Source organism: Nocardia sp. FBN12 (assembly GCF_054031145.1).
On the sequence record NZ_CM132926.1, the window covers coordinates 6360008 to 6386084 of the forward strand.

Annotated in this window: 24 protein-coding genes; 17 read left to right on the top strand and 7 right to left on the bottom strand. The window is 67.3% G+C overall.

Annotated elements, in window-relative coordinates:
- Positions 1 to 50 precede the first annotated feature (50 nt).
- Entirely contained in the window at positions 51 to 293 is a 243-nt protein-coding gene (locus ACWZHB_RS29950; RefSeq protein WP_056821920.1) for a hypothetical protein, read from the bottom strand.
- Positions 294 to 538: 245 nt separating this feature from the next.
- Here ACWZHB_RS29950 and nth point away from each other — a divergent pair, with 245 nt between their 5' ends.
- The 4 genes from nth (at position 539) to ACWZHB_RS29970 (ending at position 3926) form a co-directional block, all read left to right on the top strand.
- A complete protein-coding gene (gene nth / locus ACWZHB_RS29955; RefSeq protein ID WP_427909351.1) occupies positions 539 to 1219 on the top strand; it encodes an endonuclease III in 681 nt (226 codons plus the stop codon).
- Entirely contained in the window at positions 1216 to 1899 is a 684-nt protein-coding gene (locus tag ACWZHB_RS29960; protein WP_427905094.1) for a TlpA family protein disulfide reductase, read from the top strand. The genes nth and ACWZHB_RS29960 overlap by 4 nt, the downstream gene beginning before the upstream one ends.
- A 40-nt stretch (positions 1900 to 1939) precedes the next feature.
- Complete coding sequence (locus ACWZHB_RS29965) at positions 1940 to 2668, top strand: NUDIX hydrolase (RefSeq protein ID WP_427905095.1); 729 nt, start codon at positions 1940 to 1942, stop codon at positions 2666 to 2668.
- Positions 2669 to 2732: 64 nt separating this feature from the next.
- A complete protein-coding gene (locus ACWZHB_RS29970; RefSeq protein ID WP_427905096.1) occupies positions 2733 to 3926 on the top strand; it encodes a MarP family serine protease in 1194 nt (397 codons plus the stop codon).
- Between the two features lie 73 nt (positions 3927 to 3999).
- On the opposite strand, the gene ACWZHB_RS29975 is transcribed toward ACWZHB_RS29970, so the two are convergent.
- The 4 genes from ACWZHB_RS29975 to acs form a co-directional block, all read right to left on the bottom strand.
- On the bottom strand, positions 4000 to 4986 hold the full coding sequence (locus tag ACWZHB_RS29975) for an alpha/beta fold hydrolase (RefSeq protein WP_427905097.1): 987 nt from the start codon (positions 4984 to 4986) through the stop codon (positions 4000 to 4002).
- A gap of 55 nt (positions 4987 to 5041) precedes the next feature.
- On the bottom strand, positions 5042 to 5530 hold the full coding sequence (locus ACWZHB_RS29980) for a phage holin family protein (RefSeq protein ID WP_427905098.1): 489 nt from the start codon (positions 5528 to 5530) through the stop codon (positions 5042 to 5044).
- The gene (gene nhaA / locus ACWZHB_RS29985) at positions 5527 to 6756 is read right to left on the bottom strand and encodes a Na+/H+ antiporter NhaA (protein WP_427905099.1); all 1230 of its coding nucleotides are present in this window, start codon (positions 6754 to 6756) and stop codon (positions 5527 to 5529) included. Before nhaA ends, ACWZHB_RS29980 begins: the two co-directional genes overlap by 4 nt.
- 147 nt (positions 6757 to 6903) lie before the next feature.
- The gene (acs, locus tag ACWZHB_RS29990) at positions 6904 to 8856 is read right to left on the bottom strand and encodes an acetate--CoA ligase (protein ID WP_427905100.1); all 1953 of its coding nucleotides are present in this window, start codon (positions 8854 to 8856) and stop codon (positions 6904 to 6906) included.
- Positions 8857 to 9243: 387 nt separating this feature from the next.
- On the opposite strand from acs, the gene ACWZHB_RS29995 reads away from it, so the two are divergent.
- The 6 genes from ACWZHB_RS29995 to ACWZHB_RS30020 all read left to right on the top strand — a co-directional run bounded on the left by ACWZHB_RS29995 (position 9244) and on the right by ACWZHB_RS30020 (position 16224).
- A complete protein-coding gene (locus ACWZHB_RS29995) occupies positions 9244 to 10842 on the top strand; it encodes a peptide ABC transporter substrate-binding protein (RefSeq protein ID WP_427905101.1) in 1599 nt (532 codons plus the stop codon).
- A gap of 63 nt (positions 10843 to 10905) precedes the next feature.
- Entirely contained in the window at positions 10906 to 11832 is a 927-nt protein-coding gene (locus tag ACWZHB_RS30000) for an ABC transporter permease (RefSeq protein ID WP_427905102.1), read from the top strand.
- Entirely contained in the window at positions 11825 to 12754 is a 930-nt protein-coding gene (locus tag ACWZHB_RS30005) for an ABC transporter permease (RefSeq protein WP_427905103.1), read from the top strand. The genes ACWZHB_RS30000 and ACWZHB_RS30005 overlap by 8 nt, the downstream gene beginning before the upstream one ends.
- The gene (locus tag ACWZHB_RS30010) at positions 12751 to 14439 is read left to right on the top strand and encodes a dipeptide ABC transporter ATP-binding protein (RefSeq protein ID WP_427905104.1); all 1689 of its coding nucleotides are present in this window, start codon (positions 12751 to 12753) and stop codon (positions 14437 to 14439) included. Before ACWZHB_RS30005 ends, ACWZHB_RS30010 begins: the two co-directional genes overlap by 4 nt.
- An 837-nt stretch (positions 14440 to 15276) precedes the next feature.
- Complete coding sequence (locus ACWZHB_RS30015) at positions 15277 to 15468, top strand: hypothetical protein (RefSeq protein ID WP_427905105.1); 192 nt, start codon at positions 15277 to 15279, stop codon at positions 15466 to 15468.
- A 9-nt stretch (positions 15469 to 15477) separates the two neighbouring features.
- Positions 15478 to 16224, top strand: a complete 747-nt coding sequence (locus ACWZHB_RS30020; protein WP_427905106.1) for a Fic family protein — start codon at positions 15478 to 15480, stop codon at positions 16222 to 16224.
- Positions 16225 to 16648: 424 nt separating this feature from the next.
- Here the strand turns inward: ACWZHB_RS30020 and ACWZHB_RS30025 are convergent, their stop codons facing one another.
- Positions 16649 to 17443 (bottom strand): HAD-IB family hydrolase, encoded by a 795-nt coding sequence (locus ACWZHB_RS30025; protein ID WP_427909352.1) that lies wholly within the window; start codon positions 17441 to 17443, stop codon positions 16649 to 16651.
- A 414-nt stretch (positions 17444 to 17857) separates the two neighbouring features.
- Between ACWZHB_RS30025 and ssd the strand changes: the two genes are divergently transcribed.
- The 7 genes from ssd (at position 17858) to ACWZHB_RS30060 (ending at position 23207) form a co-directional block, all read left to right on the top strand.
- A complete protein-coding gene (ssd, locus tag ACWZHB_RS30030; RefSeq protein ID WP_427905107.1) occupies positions 17858 to 19201 on the top strand; it encodes a septum site-determining protein Ssd in 1344 nt (447 codons plus the stop codon).
- Complete coding sequence (locus tag ACWZHB_RS30035; protein WP_427905108.1) at positions 19198 to 20379, top strand: TadA family conjugal transfer-associated ATPase; 1182 nt, start codon at positions 19198 to 19200, stop codon at positions 20377 to 20379. Before ssd ends, ACWZHB_RS30035 begins: the two co-directional genes overlap by 4 nt.
- Positions 20380 to 20806: 427 nt before the next feature.
- Positions 20807 to 21385 (top strand): type II secretion system F family protein, encoded by a 579-nt coding sequence (locus tag ACWZHB_RS30040; protein WP_427905109.1) that lies wholly within the window; start codon positions 20807 to 20809, stop codon positions 21383 to 21385.
- A gap of 168 nt (positions 21386 to 21553) precedes the next feature.
- Positions 21554 to 22174 carry a type II secretion system F family protein gene (locus ACWZHB_RS30045; RefSeq protein WP_427905110.1) on the top strand — a complete coding sequence of 207 codons (621 nt, stop codon included), beginning with the start codon at positions 21554 to 21556 and terminating at the stop codon, positions 22172 to 22174.
- A 72-nt stretch (positions 22175 to 22246) separates the two neighbouring features.
- Entirely contained in the window at positions 22247 to 22456 is a 210-nt protein-coding gene (locus ACWZHB_RS30050) for a DUF4244 domain-containing protein (RefSeq protein ID WP_427905111.1), read from the top strand.
- Between the two features lie 41 nt (positions 22457 to 22497).
- Positions 22498 to 22812, top strand: coding sequence for a TadE family type IV pilus minor pilin (locus ACWZHB_RS30055; protein ID WP_427905112.1), 315 nt, complete (start codon positions 22498 to 22500; stop codon positions 22810 to 22812).
- A complete protein-coding gene (locus ACWZHB_RS30060; RefSeq protein WP_427905113.1) occupies positions 22809 to 23207 on the top strand; it encodes an Rv3654c family TadE-like protein in 399 nt (132 codons plus the stop codon). Before ACWZHB_RS30055 ends, ACWZHB_RS30060 begins: the two co-directional genes overlap by 4 nt.
- Before the next feature lie 289 nt (positions 23208 to 23496).
- On the opposite strand, the gene ACWZHB_RS30065 is transcribed toward ACWZHB_RS30060, so the two are convergent.
- The gene (locus ACWZHB_RS30065) at positions 23497 to 25887 is read right to left on the bottom strand and encodes a DEAD/DEAH box helicase (RefSeq protein ID WP_427905114.1); all 2391 of its coding nucleotides are present in this window, start codon (positions 25885 to 25887) and stop codon (positions 23497 to 23499) included.
- Positions 25888 to 26077: the final 190 nt, after the last annotated feature.

Genomic DNA, 26077 nt, shown 5'->3' on the forward strand with positions numbered 1-26077 from the left:
ACCACGTAAAGAGTGGATTGCGCGATGTGCGCACACTGTGAATCGATCGTTTAGCTGGCCCTGGCAACGTCCAATTCGGAGGTCCGGGAACGGCGCTTGCGCACGCGCGCCACGGCGGCGGGCAGGCCGAGCTTCGTCAGCTCTTTCACTTCGGCGTTGCTGGCGTTGTCCAGGTACTGCTGAACCTCTTCGTCGGGTTCGAGAAGCTTTCGGAGCCGATTCTCGACCCGCTCCATCCCCAGCGCGAACAGCATCAACAGCACTGGGAAGAGCACCACAGCGAGTCCTTGCATGACTGGCAGTAAACACGGTCCAGGTCTCAGATGGAACACAGCGGGCAATCTGGCCGGGCAATGTTGTCGTAGTGGTTCCGTATGGTGAAGCGGTGCCCGTTTCCCCAGTCCCAGCCGCCGCAGGCGATGTCGATTCGGCCGCGGAAACGGCTGCCGCGCCCACCGGCATCACCGCCGCGCGCAAGCGCAAGAACCGTGCGATAGCTGCGGAAACGCGGATCGGACTCGTCCGCCGCGCGCGCCGGATGAACCGCACGCTCGCCGACGCGTTCCCCGACGCGCACTGCGAGCTCGACTTCACCACCCCGCTGGAACTGGCCGTCGCGACGATCCTGTCGGCCCAGTGCACCGACGTCCGAGTGAACCTCACCACGCCCGCCCTGTTCGCGAAGTACCGCGACGCGCAGGACTACGCCCAGGCCAACCGGGTGGAGCTGGAGGAATACATCAGGCCAACCGGCTTCTACCGGAACAAGACCAGTTCACTGATCGGGCTCGGCCAGGCGCTGGTCGAAAAATTCGACGGTGAATTGCCTCACACTCTGGACGAATTGGTGAAATTGCCGGGCATCGGGCGCAAGACCGCCAACGTCATCCTCGGCAACGCGTTCGATGTGCCGGGCATCACCGTCGACACCCACTTCGGTCGGCTGGTGCGCCGCTGGAAGTGGACCGACGAGGAAGATCCGGTGAAGGTCGAGCACGCGGTCGGTGCGCTGTTCGAGCGCAGGGACTGGACGATGCTCTCCCACCGGGTGATCTTCCTCGGCCGGCGCGTCTGCCACGCACGCAAACCGGCGTGCGGCGCGTGCGCGCTGGCCGGCGATTGCCCCTCGTTCGGTCTCGGTCCGACCGATCCCGCGGTCGCGGCCGCGCTGGTGAAGGGTCCCGAGCGCGATCACCTGTTGAACATGGTCGGCCTGTGAGCCAACCCTCGCCGCTGCGGCGGCCCGCGTTGCGCTGGGTGCTCGCCGCGGTGATCTTGCTCGCCGCGGCCACGGTGGCGCTGTGGCCGCGTGGGGGTTCCGAGACCACCGGCATCGTTTCGCAGACATCGCGACAGCCTTCGGGCGTGTCGGCCGAGGAACGGGCAGCCGCGGGCCTCACCCCATGCCCGGCCACGCAGGCATCGGTGTCGCAGCCACCATCGAACGCATCGGGACCGCGAGCGGTGGGGTCGGGACCGTTGGCAGGGCTTGCGGTGACCTGTCTGGCCGATGGCACACCGATCGACCTGGCCGCCGCGCTGGCGGGAAAGCCGGCCTTGCTGAATCTGTGGGCCTACTGGTGTGGCCCCTGTGCCGTCGAACTGCCCCATCTGCAGGAATTCGCGCAGCGGGCGGGCTCGGCGCTCACCGTCATGACCGTGCACAGCGATCCCGACGAGGCGAAGGCGCTGTCGCGACTGAGCGGGCTCGGCGTCACCCTGCCCGGTGTCGAGGACCCGCAGGCCGCCGTGCGCAGTGCGGTCGGTGCGCCCGCGGTGCTGCCCGTCTCGGTGCTCGTGCGGGCCGATGGCACCATCGCGAGTGTGGAGGTGCGTACCTTTGCCGACGTGGCCGACATCGCGGATACGGTATCCGCGAAGCTGGGGGTCACGGTATGACAGAGAACGTAATGGTGGCGTGCGGATCGAAGGCGATGGCGTGAACGATGTAGCGAGGCTCGACGATTCCGGCGTTCCCTCCTGGTTGCGCACGGCGATCAGAACCGGCGGCCCCGACGCCGACGACACCCTCGCTACCTCCCGCGCCCTACGCCGGGCCATGTCGATCACCGGAAAACCACGCCAGGCCGCGGTCCTCGTACTGTTCGGCGGATCGCCGGAGGCCGACGAGAACACCCCGGGCGGCCTGCCCGCCGACGCCGACGTCCTGCTCACCCAGCGCGCCTCGACCATGCGCCAGCACCGCGGCCAGATCGCGTTCCCCGGCGGCGCCGCCGACCCAGGCGACGGCGGCCCGGTAGGCACCGCACTGCGCGAAGCCGCCGAGGAGACCGGGCTCGACCCCGCGGGTGTCCAGCCGTTCGCGCTGCTGCCGAAACTGTTCGTCCCGCCCTCGAAATTCGACGTGACTCCGGTGCTCGGCTATTGGCGAGCACCCAGCGAAGTCCGCGTCGTCGATCAGGGCGAAACCGAGCGTGTCGTGCGTGTGCCGCTCACCGAATTGCTCGATCCGGCACACAGATTCATGGTGCGTGGCAGTCTCGGCTACCAGAGCCCCGCGTTCGGAGTCGACGGCATGCTGGTGTGGGGACTCACCGGCGGTATCCTCGCCGGCATCATCAAATCCGCTGGGTGGGAACGAGATTGGGATCGGGGCGACGTGCGTGACCTGGAGAGCTCGCTGGCTGCGGTCGGAATGACCCTGTGAGCGGGCACATCGGCGCTGCCGCCACCGTGGTCATGCTTGGCCCGAGCGTCGGCGAGGCGCGAGCATGAGCGCCTCGGTATGGCTCGATATCGCGGTGGTACTGATCGCGCTGGTCGCGGCGTCCACCGGCTGGCGGCAAGGCGCGGTGGCGTCGGCGCTGGCGTTCTTCGGTGTCGCGCTCGGCGCGGTCGCGGGCATTCTGATCGCACCGCACATCCTCAAACACCTCAGCGAGGGCCGCAGCCGGGTACTCGGCGGCATCCTGCTGATCGTGCTGCTGGTGATCGTCGGCGAGGTCGCGGGCATGGTGCTCGGCCGGGCCGCGCGGACCGGCATCCGTGCGCCGGTCGCCCGCAGTGTGGACAGCGTGGTGGGTGCGGTGCTGCAGGCGGTGACCGTGCTGGTCGCGGCCTGGCTGCTCGCGTTGCCGCTGGCCACGGCGTCGCAGCCCGCGGTCGCCGCCGCGATCAACGGGTCGAAGGTGCTCGCCGACGTCAACTCGGTCGCGCCCGACTGGTTGCGCAAGGTACCCAACGAATTCTCCAAGCTGCTCGACACATCCGGCTTGCCCGATGTGATCGGCCCGTTCGGCCGAGCACCGATCGCGGCCGTCGAACCGCCGGATCCGTCGGTGCTGGCGAGCCCGGTCGCGGCGTCGCTGCAGCAGAGCGTGCTGCGCATCCGCGGCACCGCACCCAGCTGCCAGCGGGCGCTCGAAGGTTCGGGCTTCATTGTCGCGCCGGAACGTGTAATGACCAACGCGCACGTCGTCGCGGGCACCAATACCGTGTCGGTCGATACCGCGCGCGGTGCGCTCGACGCCACCGTGGTCCTGTTCGACCCGTCCAAGGACATCGCGGTGCTGGCCGTTCCTGGGCTCACCGCGCCGGTCCTGAACCAGGCACCCGAGCCCGCGAGTTCCGGGGAGAGCGCGATCGTGCTCGGCTACCCCGGCGGCGGCCCGTACACCGCCAGCGCCGCCCGAGTCCGCGAGACCCTCGACCTCACCGGCCCCACCATCCACCGCGACGGCACCGTCGAACGTGAGGTCTACACCGTCCGAGGCCAGGTCCGCGCGGGCAACTCCGGCGGCCCCCTCGTAGACGCCGAGGGCCAACTGCTCGGCGTGGTCTTCGGCGCCGCGGTCACCGACGACGACACCGGCTACGTCCTGACCCTGAACGAGGTCGCCTCCGAACTGGCGGCGGCCGCCCCCAGCAGCACCCCGGTAGACACCGGCGCCTGCGTACTGAGCTGATCAGGCCCCTCGCGAGTCGGCCCCCTGGGTATGTCCCAGGGGACCGACCGTTCGAGCTTGTCAGCGCTCCGAACTACGGAGACACCAGGTCATCGTGCGGCGATCCGTTGACCCCGTTCTGCTCACGCCAGTGCGACGTGAGCACCGCATTGACCTCGCCCGGATTCTCCTGATGCGCGTAATGCCCAGCCCGCGGAATCGTCACCAACGTCCGATTCGGTGATAACGCCGCCCCCCGCTGGTACGTGGCGTCCAGCAGATACGAATCCTGTTCCCCACGCAGCATCAACACCGGGATATCGATCGGCGTGCGCATCGTGGCCATGAACCGCTTACCGTCGGGCCGCCACTGACTACGAAACGCCCAGCGCTGGTACTCCAGCGCACTGTGCGCGGCTCCAGGAATCCGGATGGCATGCCGCATCCGCGCCGCCGTCTCGACGAATTCCGCACTGCCCGACCAGGATTCGCCGACCCGGTCGTGCAGCAGCCGCTCCACTTCGGCGCCGCCGCGCCGCGTGAGCAGATTCTCGGGATAGCGCGGCAGCTGATACCGCAGGAAGCCGGGCAGCCAGGTCGCGCGCTGCGCCGGATCGCGCAGAACGGCGCTCTTCAGCGCGGCCGGATGCGGCGAGCTGACCAGCGCGATCGAGCGGACCAGCCGCGGATGCAGCACCGCGGTGGCCCAGCACACCAGGCCACCCTCGGCGTGCCCGACGAGCGTGGCCTCGGTGTGTCCGAGCGCCCGGATCAGGCCGGCGATGTCACCGGCGAGGGTCCAGCCGTCGTAGCCACGTGGCGGTTTGTCGGAATCGCCGTATCCGCGCAGGTCGACGGCGACGGTGCGATACCCGTGGCCGGCGAGCGCGGTCAGCTGATGCCGCCACGACCACCAGAAGTCGGCGAAGCCGTGCAGCAACAGCACCAGGGGTGCGTCGGCGCGATCCGTACCGTCGGCCTCGACGACATGGAAACGGATTCCGTTGGCGTGCACGTCCCGGTGGGTCCACGGTCCGTCGAAACGGACGCTGGAGGGATCCGGGAATGAATTGGACGACACGCCGATCGAGCCTAGTGGGCGGGTACGGCGGTGGCGACCGGGCCCGCCCGGCGCGTCATCGGTTGCTCGACTTCTCCAGCGACGGAGTGGCCTCACGGTGGGTGAACGCCGCGGGCAGCACCTCGGCGGACTGCTTGAGCGAGCCGATCGTCTTCTCCGGCGCGCGCACCTTCCGTACCTTGAGCCAGCCGAGCAACGCGAGCGTCACGGTGGTGAGCACCATCAGCAGGAACACGATCAGGAACGCGGCCCAGCGCCACAGCCACATGTCGAGCAGCTCGGCGACGAAGAAGAAAAAGAAGAACGAGCTGAACAGCAGCACCACCAGCGCGAGGATGAAGAAGACGCTGCCGGTGAGCCCCTTCTTGATCTCGCCGGTGACCTCGGCCTTGGCGAGCGCCACCTCGGCGCGCACGAGAGTCGACATCTGCTCGGTGGCATCGCGCACGAGGCTGCCGATGCTCGCCGATCCGGGCGGATTGGCATCGGTCAACGGGATCGAAGTGACCGTCCGACCGTCATTTCCGCCTTGGGTGTAACTCACTTCGTCGACCCTTCTCCCTGTGGTAACTGGTCTACATCGCGGCGCGCCTGGTGCACACGTCCTCGGCGCAACAGTAGCGCCGATCCCAGCAGCGATGCTGCCATCGAGGTCACCAGAACGGCGGCCTTGGCAAGATCGATGGCGTCGTCGCCGACGTCGGCGAGTGCGAGTTCCGCCACGAGAAGGCTAACGGTGAACCCGATCGCACCGAGTACCGACAGGGCGAACATGTCCCGATACTCCAGTCCGGCTGGGCGTTTGGCCCAGCCGAGCTTGATGACGACCCAGCTCACACCGAAGATCCCGATCGTCTTGCCGAGGAGGAGCCCGAGGATGATTGCCAGCGCGAGCCGGTCGGTGAACAGCGATCCGAACACCGCGCTGTTGAGCGGAACGCCGGAGGCGAACAGCGCGAACAGCGGTACGCAGAATCCGGCCGAGATCGGTTGCACCACATGCTCGAGGTGTGTCGCGGGCGCGGTCCGCTCGCCGGGATCCTTGCGCACCCTGGTGAGCAGCCCGAGTGCGACGCCGGCCAGCGTCGGGTGGATCCCCGCCTCATGCAGGGCGTACCAGCACACCAGCGCGACCGGAAGGTAGAACAGCGGCGTGTGCAGCCGGAATTTCTGAGCCAGCGCCCACGCGCCGCAGCACGCGAGTGCGGCGACCAGCCACAGCAGCGACAGCGAGGCCGTGAACAGCACCGCGATGAGCACGATGGCGAGCAGATCGTCCACGACGGCCAGGCTCAGCAGGAACACCCGCGCGCTGGTGGGGATCCGCGAGCCGGTCATCGCGAGGATCGCCAGCGCGAAGGCGATATCGGTGGCGACGGGAATAGCCCAGCCGTTGTCCATGCCGGGCACGCCGTGGCCGACCACCAGCGCGATCACGGCCGGGGTGATCACACCGCCGACCGCGGCGATGATCGGCAGCGCTGCCCGTTTCGGATCGCGGAGCTCGCCGACGGCGAACTCACGTTTGAGCTCGAGCCCGGCGACGAAGAAGAAGATCGCGAGCAGCCCGTCCTTGGACCAGTCGGCCAGGGTGAGGTCGAGGTGCAGCGCGGGAATATCGAGGTGCGTGTCGATCATCGTCTGATAGCTCGCGCCCCACGGCGAGTTCACCCAGATCAGGGCCACCGCGGCGGCCACCAGGAGCAGCGCACCGCCGACGGTTTCGGTGCGGAGATAGCGGGTGAGCTCGGAGCGGACGCGCGTGATCAAGGGCAAGCCTTCCGGCAGGGGTCGACTGAGCTGCGGGCGCTCATCGACTCGGATTCACGACCGCATGCCGACCAGACTTCCCGGCACACCTCTACGCGATCTTAACGGACCCGGCCGGTGACCTCGGACGTCACCGGCCGGTATCCGTCAGTTGCTCCCGGTGCGAATGGCCTCGAAAACGCCCGGATCGACCAGCGTGGAGGTGTCGCCGAGCTCGCGCCCTTCGGCCACATCGCGCAGCAGCCTGCGCATGATCTTGCCGCTGCGTGTCTTCGGCAGCTCGGGCACGATGTGGATCTCACGCGGCCGGGCGATCGGGCTGATCTCCTTGGACACCTCCGCCTTCAGCTCGGCGACGAGCCCCTCGGCCGCGGTAGCCGAACCGGTGAGGATGACGAACGCGACGATCCCCTGCCCGGTGGTCGCGTCGGTGGCGCCGACCACCGCCGCCTCGGCGACGGCCGGATGCCCGACCAACGCGGATTCGACCTCGGCGGTGGAGATGCGATGGCCGGAGACGTTCATGACGTCGTCGACCCGGCCGAGTACCCACAGATCGCCGTCGGCGTCGAGCTTGGCGCCGTCGCCCGCGAAGTACCACCCCTGCTCGGCGTAGCGCTCCCAGTAGGTGGACCGGTAGCGATCCATATCGCCCCAGATGCCGCGCAGCATCGACGGCCACGGCTTGTCCAGCACAAGGTACCCGTTGGCCTCGGTCTCGCCGAGCTGTACCGGCTTGCCCTCTTCGTCGACGACCGTCGCGGAGATACCGGGCAGCGGGCCCATCGCGGCGCCCGGCTTGGTGACGGTGACGCCCGGCAGCGGCGCGATCATGATGGCGCCGGTCTCGGTCTGCCACCAGGTGTCGACGATGGGAGTCTTGTCGGCGCCGAACACTTCTCGGTACCAGCGCCAGGCTTCGGGGTTGATCGGTTCGCCGACGGAGCCGAGCAGGCGCAGGGTGCTCAGGTCGTGGGCGTCGGGGATCTCGCGGCCCCATTTCATGAACGTGCGGATCAGCGTGGGCGCGGTGTAGTAGATGGTGACGCCGTACTTCTCGATGATCTGGAAGTGCCGGTGTTCGTCGGGGGAGTTGGGGGTGCCCTCGTAGACGACCTGGGTGGCGCGGTTGGCGAGCGGCCCGTAGACGATGTAGCTGTGTCCGGTGACCCAGCCGATGTCGGCGGTGCACCAGTACACGTCCTGTCCCGCTTTGTGATCGAAGACGTTGTGGTGGGTGTAGGCGGTCTGGGTGAGGTAGCCGCCGGTGGTGTGCAGGATGCCCTTGGGCTTTCCGGTGGTGCCGGAGGTGTAGAGGATGAACAGCGGATGCTCGGCGGGAAAGGCCTGCGCTTCATGGGAAGGTGAAGCGCCGGAGACAGTTTCGTGCCACCACAGATCGCGCCCGTCGGTCCACGGCACCTCCGTGCCGACCCTGCGCACAACGAGCACATGCTCCACCGAAGACGGCACGTTGCCCTTGGCGGCGAGTGCCTCGTCGACGGCCTCCTTGAGCGGTGCGGGCTTGCCACGACGCCACTGGCCGTCGGTGGTGATGATCAGCCGGGCTTCGGCGTCGTCGACCCGCTGACGCAAGGCGGTGGGGGAGAATCCCGCGAACACCACCGAGTGTGTGAGCCCGAGTCGCGCGCACGCGAGCATCGACACGATTGCCTCGGGCACCATCGGCATGTAGATGGCGACGCGATCGCCCGCCACCAGCCCGAGTTCGGTCAGGTAGTTCGCCGCCCGCGAAACTTCTTCCAGCAGTTCGCGGTAGGTGATGTCGCGCGAGTCGCCGGGTTCGCCCTCCCAGTGGATGGCCACCTGGTCGCCGTGCCCGTCGAGCACGTGCCGGTCGACGCAGTTGTAGGCGACGTTGAGTTCGCCGTCGCCGAACCAGCGCGCGACCGGCGCGTCGGACCAGTCGAGCACCTCGGTGAAGGGTTTGTGCCAGTGCAGCCGGTTGGCCTGTTCGGCCCAGAAGCCGTCGCGGTCGGCCTCGCCACGGGTGTAGAGCGTGGCGTCCGCGTTGGCGACGGCGGCGAATTCCGCACTCGGCGGAAACGAGTCCTGGTGTCCTGCAGCGGTTTCGGTCACGTCGATTCAGCCTCACATGCCTGGTGCGGTCGGGTCGGTCGCCGGGGTGCGGCCCGGCTGCCTCGACAGTAGTCAACAGACCCGCACCCGTGGCCCGTTGTCCTCGGCGAGGTTTCGGCGCGGTCAATAGGGCTAGTTCATCCGATGACTTTCCCGGACAGACCGGACGGTCGCGGGCTATCGTTTTTACTCAATGGCTCAGCCGAGGGCGCCCGATATTTGTTCATATTTTTCTGCCGAGAGAGAGGGGCTCGGCAATTTTTCCTGCGTTTCCGGCGAGTAACCGTATTGATACATGTGAAGTGAAAATGGCTCGGATCGCTGAAAAATCCAGCCGGAGCCGCTAACCTCCGACCGTTAGCCACGGAATCGAACCGGGAGAGAGCGTTGAGATTCATCAGAGCGACCGCGCTGGTCGCGGCGGGACTGGCGGCCACAAGCCTCAGTCTCACCGCGTGCTCGTCCGATGACAGTGCTGATTCGAGCATCGTCACCACCAACGCGGGTGAGCCGCAGAATCCGTTGGTGCCAAGCAATACCAACGAGAACATGGGCGGCCGCGTTGTCGACCGTTTGTTCGCCGGGCTGAAGTACTACGACGCCAACGGCGTGGCCCATGACGAGATGGCCGAGAAGATCGAGACGACCGATCGTAAGTCGTACAAGATCACCATCAAGCCGAACTGGAAGTTCACCGACGGCACCACCGTGACCGCGAAGTCGTTCGTCGACGCGTGGAACTACGGCGCTCTCGCCGACAACGCGCAGCTGCAAAGCTATGTGTACAGCCCCATCGCCGGGTTCGACGAGGTCAGTGCGGAGAAGCCGGCCGTCAAGACCATGTCGGGCTTGAAGGTCGTCGACGACCGCACCTTCACCGTCGACCTGAAGTCGCCGTCGATCGACTTCGAGAGCGCGCTCGGGTACGCGCCGTTCTATCCGCTGCCCGAGGCCGCGTTCAAGGATATGAAGGCTTTCGGTGAGAAGCCGATCGGCAACGGTCCCTACGCTTTCGGATCGTGGGAACACAACGTCAAGATCGATTTGACGCCCAACCCGGACTACCCCGGTGGCAGGCCCGCCAAGAACAAGGGCCTCCGATTCGTGATGTACCAGTCCTACGACACCGCGTACGCGGATCTGCAGGCGGGAAACCTCGACGCGCTCGACACCATTCCCGACAGCGCGATCACGACCTACCGAAGTGACCTCGGCGACCGCGCGATCACCAAGCCGACCGCGCAGAACCAGCACATCGGTATCCAGTCCTCGGTGCCGCATTTCGCCGGTGAGGAAGGCGTGCTGCGCCGCAAGGCCATCTCGATGGCCATCAATCGCCCGCAGATCATCGACAAGATCTTCAACGGCACCCGCACGCCGTCGCGCGACTTCACCGCGGCCACCCTGCCCGGCTACGATGCCAACCTGCCGGGCGCGGAAGTGTTCGATTACAACCCTGATCAGGCCAAGAAGTTGTGGGCCCAGGCCGACGCCATCTCGCCGTGGTCGGGTCAGTACCAGATCACCTACAACAGCGACGGCGGTCACCAGGCCTGGATCGAGGCCGTGGCCAACAGCGTGAAGAACACCCTGGGTATCGACGCTGTCGCCAACCCGATGCCGACGTTCAAGAACATCCGTGACGCCGTGAACGCCAAGACCATCGGCACGGCGTTCCGCTACGGCTGGCAGGGCGACTACCCGACGATGATGCAGTTCCTGAGTTCGCAGTACTACAGCTTCTCCGAGACCAACAACGTCAACTACAACAACCCCGAGGTCGACCGGCTGTTCGATGCCGCGCTTGCGGCCCCGACACAGGCGGAGTCCTACAAACTGATCGCCCAAGCGCAGGCGATCATGATCAAGGATATGGCCGACATCCCGGTGTTCGACTATGTCGCCAACGCGGGCCGTTCGGAAAACGTCACCAAGGCCGACCTCACCTGGAACGGCCTGTTCGACTTCGAGAACATCGAGAAGTAGAACTCGACAGTGGGGCCGAGTCACTCGTGAGTGACTCGGCCCCCGTCGTTTTCGGAGGAAATGATGGCTTGGTACGTACTTCGGCGTCTGCTCCAGATGATCCCGGTATTCCTGGGCGCGACGCTGCTCATCTATGCGATGGTTTTTCTGATTCCGGGTGACCCGATCAAGGCATTGGCAGGCGAGAAACAGCTGACGCCCGCCGCCGAGGCGGTACTGCGCGCTCGATATCACCTCGATCAGCCTTTCATCATGCAGTATCTGCATTATCTGAAAGGGATCCTCACGCTGGACTTCGGTACTTCGTTCTCGGGCAGGCCGGTGCGCGAGGAACTCGAACGCGCATTCCCGATCACCATCAAACTGGCATTTCTCGCGGTGCTGATCGAAGGCGTCTTCGGCATCGTGTTCGGTTTGATCGCCGGGTTGCGCAAGGGCAAGCTGTTCGACTCGACCATGCTCATCGCGAGCCTGGTCATCATCGCGCTGCCGGTGTTCGTCGTGGGTTATCTCGCGCAATTCCTGCTCGGTGTGAAGTGGGGGATCGCCCCGGTCACCGTCACGGGTAAGGCGAGTCTGGGCGAATTGATCGTGCCCGCGTTCGTGCTCGGGTCGCTGTCGTTCGCCTATGTGCTCCGACTGACCCGAAACTCGGTGGCGGAGAACAAATCCGCGGATTTCGTTCGCACAGCTACGGCGAAGGGGCTCGGGCGCAGGCGCGTGGTGGGCGTGCATATTCTGCGCAATTCGATGATCCCGGTCGTCACCTTTCTCGGCGCCGATTTCGGAGCGCTGATGGCGGGCGCGATCGTCACCGAGGGCATCTTCAACATCCCCGGCGTCGGCGGCACCATGTACCAGGCGATCATCCGCGGCGAGCCGCCAACCGTGGTGTCGTTCGTGACGGTGCTGGTGGTGTTGTTCCTGCTCGTCAACCTCGTGATCGACCTGCTCTATGCCGCACTGGACCCGAGGATCCGCTATGCATGACAAGCAACAGCATTTCGTGGCCCCCGCCGACGAGGTGGAGGTGCTCGCCACCGACCGTGTCCTGGACAAGGGCACCCCGACCAGCATCTGGGGCGATGCGTGGCGCCGCCTGCGCCGCAATCCGGTGTTCCTGGTCTCCGTTGTCCTGATCGTGTTCGTCATGCTCGTGGTGGTGTGGCCCTCGCTGTTCACCAGCCAGGACCCGCGGCAGTGCCTGGGTGAGTTCGGGATGGACGGCCCGCGCGAGGGTCATCCGTTCGGATTCGACAAGCAGGGCTGTGATGTCTTCGCGCGCACCATCTATGGCGCGCGTGCGTCGGTGACCGTCGGCATCGCATCGGCGGCGATGTTCCTGTTGGTAGGCGGCATCCTCGGCGCGATCTCCGGCTTCTACGGTGGTTTGCTCGACACGATCGTCTCGCGCATCGCCGAGATCTTCTACGCCATTCCGATGGTGCTTGCCGCGATCGTGCTGCTGCAGCTGTTGCGGCCCGCGGGGGTCATGACGGTAGTCGCGATTCTGGTGGCCTTCACCTGGCCGCAGGCCGCGCGCATCACGCGTGGTGCGGTGATCGAAGCCAAGAACAGCGAATACGTCACTGCGGCGAAGGCTTTGGGTGTCTCGCGGCTCGGCACGCTCATGAAGCACGTGCTGCCGAACTCTGCCAGTCCGCTGATCGTGGTCGCCACGATCTGGCTCGGTGTCTTCATCGTCACCGAGGCGACGCTGTCCTATCTCGGCGTCGGCCTGCCGCCGAGCATCGTGTCGTGGGGCGCCGATATCGACCGCGCCAAGACCGAGATCCGTACCTCGCCGATCCTGTTCTACCCGGCGACCGCGCTGGCCATCACGGTGCTGAGCTTCATCATGCTCGGCGACGCGGTGCGCGACGCGCTCGATCCGAAGGAGCGCACCCGATGAGCTTCGACAAAACCAAGCCACTGCTCGAAATCCGCGACCTGGACGTCGGTTTCACCTCCGACGGGAAGGAGATCCCTGCCGTTCGCGGGGTGAACCTCACCGTCTATCCCGGGCAGACCGTCGCCATCGTCGGCGAATCCGGTTCGGGCAAGTCGACGACCGCGCACGCGATCATCGACCTGCTGCCGGGCACCGGCAAGGTGACGGGCGGCTCGATCCTGTTCGACGGCAAGGACCTGACCAAGGCGTCGGCGAAGGAGATCGTCGCGATCCGCGGCAACGGCATCGGCCTGGTCCCGCAGGACCCGATGTCGAACCTGAACCCGGTGTGGAAGATCGGCTTCCAGATCCGGGAAACCCTGGTGGCCAACGGCATAGCGACCGGTGCCGCCGCTCGCGAACGCTCGGTGGAACTGCTCGCCGAGGCGGGCATGACCGATGCCGAACGCCGCGTGAACCAGTACCCGCACGAGTTCTCCGGCGGTATGCGCCAGCGCGCGCTCATCGCGATCGGCCTGTCGTGCAGGCCGAAACTGCTGATCGCCGACGAGCCGACCTCGGCGCTCGACGTCACGGTTCAGCGCCAGATCCTCGGCCATCTCGAACAGCTCACTACCGAGCTGGGGACCGCGGTGCTGCTGATCACCCACGACCTCGGCCTCGCCGCGGAACGGGCCGAGCACCTGGTGGTGATGTACCGCGGCAAGGTGGTGGAATCCGGTCCGGCGCTGCAGATTCTGCGTGATCCGCAGCACGCGTATACGAAGAAGCTGGTGAACTCGGCGCCATCGCTGGCGGCATCGCGGATGTCGTCGTCGCGGCAGCGGGCCGAGGTGCGGGCGCAAGCTGTCGAAGTGGCGGTCGCCGAGAAGGCATCCGATGCGTTGCCGGACACCGTGCTCGATGTGCGAAACCTGTCCAAGGCGTTCAAGATTCGTGGCAAGCGACCGTGGCAGTCCGCGGATTTCGTGGCCGTCGACGAGGTGAGCTTCACGGTCTGTCGCGGGACCACCACCGCGATCGTCGGCGAGTCGGGCTCGGGTAAATCGACCATCGCGCAGATGGTGCTCGGCCTGCTCGAACCGACTTCGGGCACTGTGGCTTTCGACGGCAAGGACGTCGCGAAGCTGGACCGGAAGGGCGCGTTCGCTTTCCGGCGCCGCGTGCAACCGATCTTCCAGAATCCCTACGGCTCGCTCGACCCGATGTACTCGATCTACCGGACGGTCGAGGAACCGTTGCGGGTGCACAAGATCGGCACGCCCGCCGAGCGCGAAGCGGTGGTGCGCGATCTGCTCGACAAGGTGTCGCTGCCGACGTCGGTGCTGCGGCGTTATCCCAACGAGTTGTCGGGTGGGCAACGTCAGCGGGTGGCGATCGCTCGTGCGCTGGCGCTCTCGCCGGAGATGGTGGTCTGTGATGAGGCGGTGTCGGCGCTGGATGTGCTGGTCCAGGCTCAGATTCTCACTCTGCTCAACGACCTTCAGGCTGAGCTGGGGTTGACGTATTTGTTCATCACGCATGATCTGGCTGTTGTTCGGCAGATCGCGGACAATGTGCTGGTTATGCGTGAGGGGAAGGTGGTGGAGGCGGCTACTACCGATGAGGTGTTCGCGTCGCCGCGTGAGGAGTACACGCGGACGTTGCTCGAGGCGATTCCTGGGCGGGAGTTGCTTACTGGGTAGGGGTGCTTCCGGGGCTTGGTGATGTGTGTGGCAGAGCTCCGGGGTTTGAGTAGTCCTGGGACGTGTTGGTATGGCAGTGCTCTGGGGTTTGAGTAGTCCTGGGACGTGTTGGTATGGCAGAGCTCCGGGGTTTGAGTAGTCCTGGAGGCGCTGGCTGTGTTTGTTGGAGCGCTGGCGCGCTCGAGTCGCGGCCCCGAGGGGCCGCCGGTTAGGCACCGGTGCTTGCTCCTTCGTCGCCTACGCACCGGCGCCTAACCGGCGACCCGGCCGCGACCGGCCACTTCGTGGCCGTCCCTCCCTAGGGGTCGGGAGTGCGGTGGTTGGGTTGGGTGGGTTGTGGAAGACGGGGACGGGCCGGTGTGCGCGGTGTGGTCGGGAGTGCGGTGGCTGGGTTGGGGAGGGTTGTGGAAGACGGGGGCAGGCCGGTGTGCGCGGTGTGGTCGGGGTGCGGTGGCTGGGTTGGGGAGGGTTGTGGAAGACGGGGACAGGCCGGTGTGCACGGTGTGGTCGGGGTGCGGTGGCTGGGTTGGCAGGTTGTGGAAGACGGGGACGGGTTTGGGAGTGCGCGGTGTGGTCGGGGGTGCGGTTGGGCTGCGTCTTCGGGGTGAGTGGTGTGGCGGGAGTGTGGTGGTGGGGATTCGGTGGGTTGTGGAAGACGGGGACAGGCCGGGTGAATTGTGTGGCTGGGAGTACGGGGGTGGGGTGTGGAAGTTGGGGACTGGACGGGGTGAACGGTGTGGTGGTTAGTGTCGTGGTTGGGGTTGGGGTGGTTGGGTTCTCGAAATCCTTCTGGCGTGCAGCTCATCGGCGTAGCGTGGATTTGTCCGAGGTGGTGCGGTGCGGATCGCAGGGTTGGAGACGCCGGTGGATCGAATCGATGCTGAACGGCTGGCCGAGCGGGAAGCGCGGCGGCGCAGGGCGGTGACGCCGGCGGCGAAGCGGCTTGCCGAGGTGCCGTGGCCGGATCGCAGCTGGCCGACGGTGCGTGGGTTGTATGTGATCGTGGGGGCGTCACTGTGCGGGCGGTAACCTCCATGCGTGACTGATCCGCTGCAGCCCCTGGTCGACCTGCCCGGCGTGCGCGAGGCCGCCGACAAGGCGCGCGACGCGCTCGCGGCCGTGCACCGGCACAAGTCGAACCGGCGTGGCTGGGCGACCACTGCCGCTGAAGCCGCCGTGCGGGCCGCGCGTTCCTCGGCGGCCATCGAAGGTGCGAGCACCGACCTGCCCGCCGACGGTCAGGTCAGCGACCCGGTGCTGGCCGGCGCGTTGCGGGTGGGTCAGGCGCTCGACGGTGACGCGCTCACCAATCTCGTCGGTACCTGGCGGCGTGCGCCCCTGCAGGCGCTGGCTCGGCTGCACCTACTCGCGGCCGCCGACCTGGTCGCCGACGATCAGGAGCTCGGTCGTCCGCGCTCGACTCCCGGCGTCGCCGAACGGCTCGACATGCTCGCGCAAACCATCCAGACCAGCAAGGCGCCCGCCCCGGTGGTCGCGGCGATCGTGCACGGCGAGCTGCTGACGTTGCGTCCGTTCGGCACCGGCGACGGGGTAGTCGCGCGCGCTGCTTCGCGCCTGGTCGCGGTGGCCAGTGGACTCGATCCGCACAGCCTCGGCGTGCCGGAGGTGTTCTGGTTGCGCCGCCGTCAGGCCTACCTCGACGCGGCCGCCGGATTCGGTCTCGGCACTGCGGAGGGTGTGGGTGGCTGGGTACTGTTCTGCGCCGGCGCGCTGGAAGACGGCGCCCGCGAAGCGAACTCGATCGCCGACGCGGCCGCCGGCTGAGACCGGCCCCACACGTCGAAACGGGCGGCGTTGTCGATTGCTCGACCTCACCGCCCGCTAGCACGGAACACCCGGTTACCAAGCGTGCAGGGTGGGTTGTGTTCGGTGGCCTCGGCGATCATCCCAACCCCGCCGGTTCATCCCCGCAACCTGTGCGAGGCGTTCGCCGACGTCGGCTCGAATTTCGCAGGCCCACAACTCTTTCGGCCTTGTCGCGGCGCGCTCCGCGTGGGTGCCTGGTGTCCGTGCTGGGAAGGGTGGGATGGGAGGCGAAACCTTCTCTTCCGGCTCCGTCTTGGCCTTCCGTCCTTCCGTGCCTCCATTCTTACACTGTGATGGCACTCACATCAAGGGTTTCTAAGGCATTACCGAATACCCGCGAATTCGGCGTGTCGCTCGGAGATTCGTGCTCGAGCTGGGCGGTTCAGCGTCGTTTGCGCAGCAGTCGGTAGCTGATCGCGCCCGCGATGATCGCGCTCAGTCCCACGGCGGCTGTCGCGGCGACGGTGGTGGTCGAGGGCGCCTGGAATCGCGACCACAGCGACACCGGATTGGAGAAGGTGAGCATCGGCCAGCCCTGCGCGGCGGCCTCCTTGCGCAACCCGCGGTCGGGGTTGACCGCGGTCGGATGGCCGACGGCGCTCAGCATCGGCACATCGGTCACGGAGTCGGAGTAGGCGTAGCACCGCGACAGGTCGTAGCCCTGCTCGGCGGCGAGTTTTTCGATAGCCGCGACCTTGCCCTCGCCGTAGCAATAGAACTCGATGTCGCCGGTGTACTTGCCGTCCTCGACAACCATCCGGGTGGCCTCGGTGTGCGAGGCGCCGAGCACCTCCGCGATCGGGCCGACGATCTCCTCACCGGAGGCCGACACGATCACCACGTCGTGCCCGCGGATCTTGTGATCGGCGATCAGATCGGCGGCCTCGGCGTAGATCAGCGGGTCGACCAAATCATGAAGTGTCTCGGCCACAATGGTTTTCACTTGTTCCACGTCCCAGCCCGCGCACATGTTCGCCAGGTTTGCCCGCATCCGTTCCATCTGGTCGTGATCGGCACCGGAAAGCAGGAACAAAAAGTGCGCGTAGCTGCTCTCCAGCACGGCTCTGCGGTTGAGCAGACCCTGTGCGTAGAACGGTTTGCTGAACACGAACGCGCTCGACTTCGCGATCACCGTTTTGTCAAGATCGAAGAACGCGGCGACCCGCCCGCCTGGCACCGGGTCGCGGCCCGTTTTGCCGAGACTTGTGTCCGTAGGCGAGGTCTGGTCGCGTTCTGGCGTCACGTCAACAGAATAGGCACGACCTGCGCGCCCCGCAGGATCGGCTGTCCGCACCGTGCAAAAGGGTTTGCCCTGGGGACGCCGGGAGGCGCGAATCGCCGAAGAATGTCGGCGAATGCTACTTGCGCCCGCGGCAGGGGGTGGGTGTAGTATTGCTGGCACCTGGACTTAGTCCAGGCGCGTTCAGCCCGACCCCCCGGGGCTGAACCCGACGGCCCCAGCCTCCTCCCCCCCGGCTGGGGCCGTCCTCTATTCCGGGGACGATCGAAAAAGTTCTCCACACCCCCGAGTTATCCACAATCGGTGTTTTCGGGGTGTTGACAACTTCCCCACTCGGCAACGCTGAGTCGCATGAACCTCACCCCCGCGGCGCTCCCGCAGCTCGCTCCCGCTCTGGTTCTCGTGCGTGACGAACGGTTGCGCGCGGAGGTCCGCCGGGTCGCGGCGGCCGCTGAACGCGTCACCGATGAACGGGTGATGCCCGTCGGCAGGCATGCGTGGGCAGGGGCCAGGATGGTGATCCTCGATACCGCCGCCGCTGTCGCCGCCACGGTGGCCGGCTGTCCGCGCCGGTCGGGGGTGGTCCTGGTCACCGAAGGGGAACCCACGGTCCCCGACTGGCAGGCGGCGACGGCAGTGGGCGCCGAACGCGTGCTCGCGTTGCCTTCGGGTGCTGTCGCGCTGGTCGAACAGTTCGCCGAACACGCCGAATCCCGGACGGGCGAAGGGATAGTCGTCGCGGTGGCCGGCGCGGGTGGTGGGGCAGGTGCGTCCACCCTCGCCGCCGCCATCGCACTGCGCGGGGCCGCGCGCCGGGTCCGGCGCGACACGGTGCTGATCGACGGCGCCCCGCTGGACGGCGGGATCGACCTGGTGCTGGGGATGGAGAATGTGCCCGGACTCCGGTGGCCGGACCTGGTCATCGAGGACGGGCGGGTGTCTGCCGCCGCGCTACACAATGCGTTGCCTACCGCGTCTGCGGGTTTGGCGGTGCTGTCCTGCGGGCGGGTGCGGCTTGGGGCGCGGAGCGAGACGGTTTCCGCGAATCATGCGGTCCCCGGGCATCCGCCGGGAGATTCGGCTCCTCGTACGGTGCTCGGGTCGGAGCCGCCGACACTGCGCGCGGAGGCCGGGCAGCTCACCGAGCGTTCGGTCATCGGGCACGCAGCGCTCGCGGCGCCCGGATACTTTGCGCCCGGGCCGGGGACAGGGCGGGCTGCATATTCTGCGCCAGGACCAGTGGCCGAGCAGGCTCGGAACGGCTGCGCACTCACCGAACTGTCACCGGCGGCGATGCGTGCGGTGATCGAATCGGGCAGGGATGCAGGGGATCTCGTCGTCTGCGACGTTTCGTGTGAACGCGGCCCCGCGGCCGACACGATGCTCGACGCCGCCGACTTGGTCGTTCTCGTAGTCCCGGCCCGTTTGCGTGCCATCGCCGCCGCCGAAAGCGTCTCGGCCTACCTGGGTGAACGAAATCCCAATCGCGGCTTGATTGTTCGAGGGCCCGCGCCCGGTGGTCTGCGGGGCGCGGAGGTGGCGGACCTGCTCGGATTGCCATTGCTCGCCGCAGTCCGTGGACAAGCCGGACTGGCTGCCCGCCTCGAACGCGGTGGCTTGAGCGTCCGCCGCCGCGGCCCCCTCCGCGACGCCGCCGACGCCGTCCTCGCCATGGTCGGAGCTGACCCCGCATGACCACTTTCGTCACCGTCGACCTGCTGGAGCGGGTCCGCGAACGGCTCGCCGAGCATCCGGGTGTCCCTGATGCCGCGCAGCTGGCCGCTGCGATTCGTACCGAAGCGGGCGGTGTCCTTGCCGACACCGACCTTCTGCGGGCTCTGCGACTGCTCCAAACCGAGATGACCGGAGCGGGGCTGCTCGAGCCGCTGCTGCACGATCCACAGGTCGCCGATGTGCTCGTCACCAGCCCGGATTCGGTGTGGGTGGACCGTGGACGTGGGCTGGAGCTGACCGATGTCCGCTTCGCCGACGAAGCTGCTGTTCGCCGCCTCGCCCAGCGCCTCGCCCTGGCAGCGGGCCGTCGACTCGACGACGCTCAGCCCTGGGTGGACGGCAAACTCGCCGGAACCGAAGCCGCTCTTGGCGACGCGTTCGGCGTTCGGCTCCATGCCGTCCTCGCCCCGGTCGCCCATGACGGCACGTGTCTGTCCCTTCGCATCCTGCGCCCCGCGACCCAGGGACTCGACGCGCTGGCGGCCGCCGGCTCGATTGCTCCGCCCGCCCGCCGACTGCTCGGCGACATCGTCCGCGCCCGCCTCGCCTTCCTCGTAGTCGGAGGCACCGGGGCGGGGAAAACTACCTTGCTCTCGGCCCTGCTCGCCGCCGTCGACCCCGCCGAACGAATCATCTGCGTCGAAGACGCCGCCGAACTGGCTCCGGTCCATCCCCACGTCGTGCGGTTGGTTGCCCGGACCGCCAATGTCGAAGGCGTCGGCGCGGTTACGGTTCGCGATCTCGTTCGCCAGGCATTGCGAATGCGACCCGACCGGATCGTCGTCGGCGAGGTACGCGGCGCCGAAGTGGTCGATCTCTTGACCGCCCTCAATACCGGCCACGACGGCGGTGCGGGCACCGTCCACGCAAACTCCCCTCAGGAAGTTCCCGCCCGGCTGGAAGCGCTGGCGGCGCTCGGCGGCATGGACCGTGCTGCCCTACACAGCCAACTAGCCGCGGCCGTTCAGGTGGTCCTCCATGTTCACCGCCGATCCGACGGAACCCGCGCACTTCGCGAAATCGGTGTCCTGCAACGTGATCCCGACGGTGTGCACATCAGTCCAGCCTGGCGATCGGATGATCACCCCGTGCCTGCGGCCGACGAACTCCGACGACTGCTCGAGGTGCGACTCGGATGAGCGACCTCATCGCGGCGACATCGGTCTCATCGCCTGATCAACGCCGGCTGCGGGACCGAATTCTGCTGGTGGGCCGTTGGATTCGTGGAATCGGCTCGGCGCTCGAAGCTCGGCACGGCGCCGACCGGCCGGCGCGAGGCCATCGCCATCGAGCCGGTTCTCACCTGTTGATGAGTGTTGACCGAGTGGCAGGTTTCGTCTCGAAGAAGGTGGGTTCGTGGGAAGTGCTCTGCTCTGTTGTGCGGTCGCGGTGCTGGTGCTTCCGGCAGCGGGCGGGCAGCGGCGATTCGTTCGGTTGTTCGGCGCGGGCAGACGCAGCGCGCCGAGACGGTTGCCTGTGGAGTGGTGTGCAGGAATCGGTCTGGGGTGCACCGCGTTCGCGTTCGGTCCCGGCGTCGGGCTGGCGGCCCTCATGCTGGGAGCCACTGTGGCAGTGCGGAAGCGGCGCGGACGAGGTGACCGCGATCGCCGCCGCGAATGTGGATACCTTCTGGCAGGACTCGAAGCCGTCGTCGGCGAGCTGCGCGTCGGCGCCCATCCGAGCGCGGCGGCCGAATCCGCCGCAGGCGAGTCGCGTGGCGAAGCCGCACGTGTGCTGGCGATCAGCGCGGGCCGCAGCCGCCTCGGCGGGTCGGGCGCCGACGGCTGGTCGCAACCGGATTCGATTGTCGCCGAGGAACTGTCGAGGATCGCCGCGGCCTGGCGAGTGGCTGAAGAACACGGCCTCGCCCTGGCAGAACTGCTCGCCGCCGCCAGAATCGACCTGCTCGGCCGCATCCGCTTCCGAGACCGCACCGAAGCCGCCCTGGCCGGCGCCCGAGCCTCCGCCACCGTTCTGGCAGGACTCCCGCTGGTAGGCATCGGCCTGGGCCAACTGATGGGCGCCGCCCCGCTGACAATTCTGTTCGCATCCCCAGCCGGTGAACTTCTCCTCCCACTAGGCGCGGCCCTCGCCTGCTGTGGATTGCTGTGGACAGATGTCATCACCCGCAAGAGCACCGCTTGACCCGCATCGCCTCGGTGCCGAACGGTTCCTCCAGCAGCGAAGCCGATTGGTTCGTGAGCAGCAGAGCTGGCGCGAATGTCTGCGGGGGAGAGGTCATTACCCGCAGCGGGCCGACCCGATGTGGACACGTGTGGATAAAACTTCGAGCAGGGGAGTGCTGTGCAGGAGATGGTAGGAGCTGCCTCGCCAGCGGTGTTGTTGATCGCGGCGGTGGCGATTGCGGTGTTGCCTGGGCGGGTTGCGGTCAGCCGGCGAGTTCGTGCGCTCGGCCCGGCGCCGGCCGGGGCCGCCGGGGCGACAGGTGGGGCCACGAAGATTGACCCGCTCGGGTCAGCGTCCGCTTTCGATCTGCTGGCCGCTTGTCTACGAGCGGGACTGCCGATGGCCGCGGCCGCGCGCGCGAGTGCGCCGACGGCGCCGCCGGTCCTTCGGGCCGCATTGCTCAGGGCCGCGGACCTTCTCGCGCTAGGCGCCGACGCGGCGACGGCATGGGAGCGCGCGGCGGCGGATGCGGTCGGATCGGCGGGCGCCGATGATGTGGAGTCACTGGCCAGGATGGCACGCCGCTCCGCCCGCTCCGGCGCCTCGCTGGCAGCCGCGGTCGGCGAACTGGCCACGCACCGTCGCGAAGCCGTGGAGGACGCCGCCGTCGCACGCGCCGAACGCGCGGGCGTGCTGATCGGCGGACCGCTCGGCCTGTGCTTCCTGCCGGCTTTCGTCTGTCTCGGCATCGTCCCCGTCGTTATCGGCCTCGCGGACCGCGTGCTCGGCGGCGGTGGGCTGCTGTGACCGGCCCCGGCGAGGCCACCAGAACTTCACCGCGCGGACCAGCCGCGCGGTGCGATCAGAGAGGGGATCACGATGACGTTCGTCCACACCGTATACATGGGGGCCCGCACTCGACTCACTCGTCTGCTGCTCGACGACGACGGCATGTCCACGGCGGAATACGCGATCGGGACGATTGCCGCGGCGGCCTTCGGAGCGGTGCTCTACGGGGTGGTGACCGGGGACAGCATCGTCACCGCGCTGACCGGCATCATCGACAAGGCGCTCAACACGAGCGTGTAAACCGCGCCAGCACAAGCACTCTCGGCGGCGATACGGGCGCGGTGACGGTCGAGGCCGCCATCGCCCTGGCCGCCTTGGTCTGCGCTGTAGCTCTCTGCATCGGCGCCCTCCTCGCCGGGTCCACCCAGGTTCGCTGTGTGGACGCGGCCCGCGAAACCGCCCGCCTTGCCGCCCGCGGTGACACCGCACGCGCGATCACCGCGGGCAAGTCCGTCGCCCCGCCGGGCGCAGCCGTCGAGCTTCGCGCCGAAGGAGGCCGAGTAGTAGCCACCGTCGTCGCCACCACCCCACTCCTCCCAGGTCTGCGCCTGCGCGCCGAGGCCGTCGCCGTCACCGAGCCAGGAGTGAACCCGTGAGGGCACGGCGCGAGACGAGCCGTGGGTCGACGCGGCGTGCGCTGGCTGGGGACGGGGGAGGGGCGACGGTGTTCGTATGTGTGGTGTTGGCGGCGTTGATCTGTTTCACCTTGGTGGTCGCGCAGGTGGGTGCCGTGGTGGTCGCTCGGCATCGGGCGCAGGGTGCCGCGGATCTCGGGGCTTTGGGCGCGGCGGTGGTGTTAGTGGAGGGTGCGGAGGCGGGGTGTGCGGAAGCCGGCGAAGTTGCTCGGCGGATGGGGGTTCGGGTGCGCCGGTGCTTGGTCGCGCAATGGGACGTCGTCGTCGATGTCGAGGCGAATGTATCGGCGGGAGTGTTCGGCGTGCGCACGGTGCGCGCTTCGGCGCGGGCCGGTCCGGTGGAAGAGAATGGGTGACCCGGAAGTGTTATCACTGGTCGGTGGTTGTTCCGGACCGAACCAATTCAGAATTAAGCACAAGCGCGTTTGCGTTATTTCATGCGCATTCTTTGATCCGGCCCGGAAAAATATGAAAAGTATGACGAGCCGGTACCGGCGGTTCCGGTTGGCTATGAGCCAGTTAACAGAAAAGTACTCCTTTTTAATCGTCCGCCAGCATATATCTGCTGGTCAACGCTAATCCGGACGAGTGACCAGCATTCTTGGCGGGTGGTGTATCGCCGGTCACGTGGTGGGCGCACCCACATCACGAATCCCCACGCCGGTCGCCATGGGCGCGCAGTTCGCCGAGAACGGCAGTCAGCAGGCGGGCGGCGGCATTCTTGTCCAGCGGATTGTTGCCGTTGCCGCACTTGGGCGACTGCACGCACGAGGGACACCCGTCCTGGCACCCACAGCTGCGGATCACGCTCAACGTCGCGGCCAACCAGCCCGTGAGCTGGGCGAATCCTCGCTCGGCGAAACCGGCCCCGCCGGGCTGGCCGTCGTAGACGAACACCGTCGGCGCCCCCGTATCGGGATGTTCGGCGATGGAGACACCGCCGATGTCCCACCGGTCGCAACCCGCGACCAGCGGCAACATGCCGATCGCGGCATGTTCGGCCGCGTGCAAGGCGCCGGGGAGTTGTTCGTCGGAAATGTCCGCGGCGGTGAGCAGCCGGGGCGCGACGGTATAGAGGACAGCCTTGGTGTGCAGCGTGTGTGCGGGCAGATCGAGCTCGACCTGGTCGAGCACCTCACCGGTCACCAGGGTCCGTAGGTAGCCGACAACCTGGTTGGTGACCGCGACCTGCGCGGATGCCGCGATGACCGCACCGAACACGTGCTCCTCGATCACGCCCTCGACGGTGATCGAGGTGATCTGCCGGGAGCTGGTGGTGAAGCCGGGATCCACCTCGTTGACGAACGCGACACCGCCATCGAGGTCGAGTTCGTCGACGAGATAGGTCTCGCCCTGGTGCAGGTGTACCGCCCCCGTGTGCAGCGTGGCCGGGGCACGCCCCGCGTCGGCGGTGCCGAGCAGGCGCCCGGTTTCGGCGTCGACGATCGCGACCGGCGAGCCGAGCCCGCCGCGGACGTCGACGTCGTCGTGCGGGTGGGTATGGGCGGTGATGTGCCAGCGAGCGCCCACTCCACGGCTACTCGGCCTGCGCCGGATCAAGCCCTGTTCGGCCAGGTCGGCCAGTACTTCGTCGGCCCTGAACTCGCTCACCTCCTCCTCGGTGAGCGGCAGCTCCATCGCGGCGCACAGCAGCTGGGGGCCGAGGATATAAGGGTTGTAAGGGTCGGTGATGGTGGCCTCGATCGGCCGATCCAGCAGCGCTTCCGGGTGATGCACCAGGTAGGTGTCCAGCGGATCGTCGGTAGCCACGAGCACCACCAGCGAACCCTGCAACCTCCTGCCTGCCCGCCCTGCCTGCTGCCAGAACGACGCGACCGTCCCGGGAAAACCGGCGATGACCACCGCGTCCAGGCCCGCGATATCGACGCCGAGTTCGAGCGCGTTGGTACTGGCCGCGCCGAGCAATGTCCCCTGCGACAGCGACTGCTCGAGCTCACGCCGGTCCTCAGCCAGATAGCCCGCTCGATAAGCCGCAACACGTTCCTGCAGTTCAGGAGCGGTTTCGGCAAGAACGCGCCGGGCATCGAGCGCGATCAGTTCGGCACCGCGCCGCGAACGAACAAAGGTGAGAGTTCGCGCGCCCTCGGCCACCAGCGCGGCCATGATCTTGGCCGCTTCGCTGGTCGCGGTCCGCCGTACCGGTGCCCCGTTCTCTCCGGTCACCGCCGCGCTGAGCGGCGGTTCCCACAGCGCGACGGTCCTGGCGCCCCGCGGCGACCCGTCGTCGGTGACCGCGACAACCGGCGCCCCGATCAGCCTGCCGGCCGACGCGGCCGGATCGGCACTGGTGGCCGAGCACAGGACGAACACCGGGTCGGCGCCGTAGAACTGGGCGAGCCGCCGCAGCCTGCGCAGCACCAGTGCGACATGCGAACCGAACACTCCTCTATATGCGTGGCATTCGTCGACCACCACGTACCGCAGGTGGCGCAGCACCCGCGCCCAGCGTTGATGCGAGCGCAGAATCCCGACGTGCAGCATGTCGGGGTTGGTGAAGATCCAGCGTGCGTTGGCCCGCACCCACTGCCTGATCTCGGCAGGAGTGTCGCCGTCATAACTCGCCGGATGGGCCTCACGCAGGGGATTGTGGTGGATCAGGCTGCCGACCGCGCGGAGCTGATCGGCGCCGAGCGCCTTGGTGGGGGAGAGGTACAGCGCGGTCGCGCGCGGGTCGTCGTGCAGGGCGGTGAGCACCGGCAGTTGGTAGCCGAGCGACTTCCCGGACGCCGTTCCCGTGCTCACGACGACGTGGTTTCCGCCCGCCGCCAGCTCGGCCGTGCGGGTCTGGTGTGCCCACGGCAGCTCGATCCCCTGTGCGTCCAGGGCTGTGACCAGCGCTGATGGCACCCAATCCGGCCACGCGGTGGTGTCGGCGCGCTGTGCGGGCAGCTCCGCGACATGGGTCAGTGGGTTGCCGCCTGCGGCCGCCTCGATCAGGACACGATTCAGCAACGATCGCCCGTAGCTCTCGCTCGAATTGCGCTCTCGGAGCTCGGTCCGGTCTGCCGGATTCATCCAGTCCTCCTCTCATGCGACACGCGAAGTGTGAAACGTGTGTGTGCGACAACCACTACCTGGGATTTCGTAACCCAGTAGCGATCTGGGTCACAGCAAGTTTGCTGGAAGCTCACTCGGTTATCCAGAAGCAAACAGACCGAAAGTACGGATACACCCAATCTGTCCCTTACCTGCACATTCGCAAGAT

Bases quoted from the DNA above. Each gene is read 5' to 3' on its own strand.
- ACWZHB_RS29950 (WP_056821920.1), bottom strand. From the start codon at position 293: ATGCAAGGACTCGCTGTGGTGCTCTTCCCAGTGCTGTTGATGCTGTTC.
- ACWZHB_RS30010 (WP_427905104.1), top strand. From the start codon at position 12,751: ATGAGCTTCGACAAAACCAAGCCACTGCTCGAAATCCGCGACCTGGAC.
- ACWZHB_RS30050 (WP_427905111.1), top strand. From the start codon at position 22,247: ATGACGTTCGTCCACACCGTATACATGGGGGCCCGCACTCGACTCACT.
- nth (WP_427909351.1), top strand. From the start codon at position 539: ATGAACCGCACGCTCGCCGACGCGTTCCCCGACGCGCACTGCGAGCTC.
- ACWZHB_RS30005 (WP_427905103.1), top strand. From the start codon at position 11,825: ATGCATGACAAGCAACAGCATTTCGTGGCCCCCGCCGACGAGGTGGAG.
- ACWZHB_RS30000 (WP_427905102.1), top strand. From the start codon at position 10,906: ATGGCTTGGTACGTACTTCGGCGTCTGCTCCAGATGATCCCGGTATTC.
- ACWZHB_RS29970 (WP_427905096.1), top strand. From the start codon at position 2,733: ATGAGCGCCTCGGTATGGCTCGATATCGCGGTGGTACTGATCGCGCTG.
- ACWZHB_RS30035 (WP_427905108.1), top strand. From the start codon at position 19,198: ATGACCACTTTCGTCACCGTCGACCTGCTGGAGCGGGTCCGCGAACGG.
- ACWZHB_RS30065 (WP_427905114.1), bottom strand. From the start codon at position 25,887: ATGAATCCGGCAGACCGGACCGAGCTCCGAGAGCGCAATTCGAGCGAG.
- ssd (WP_427905107.1), top strand. From the start codon at position 17,858: ATGAACCTCACCCCCGCGGCGCTCCCGCAGCTCGCTCCCGCTCTGGTT.
- ACWZHB_RS30045 (WP_427905110.1), top strand. From the start codon at position 21,554: ATGGTAGGAGCTGCCTCGCCAGCGGTGTTGTTGATCGCGGCGGTGGCG.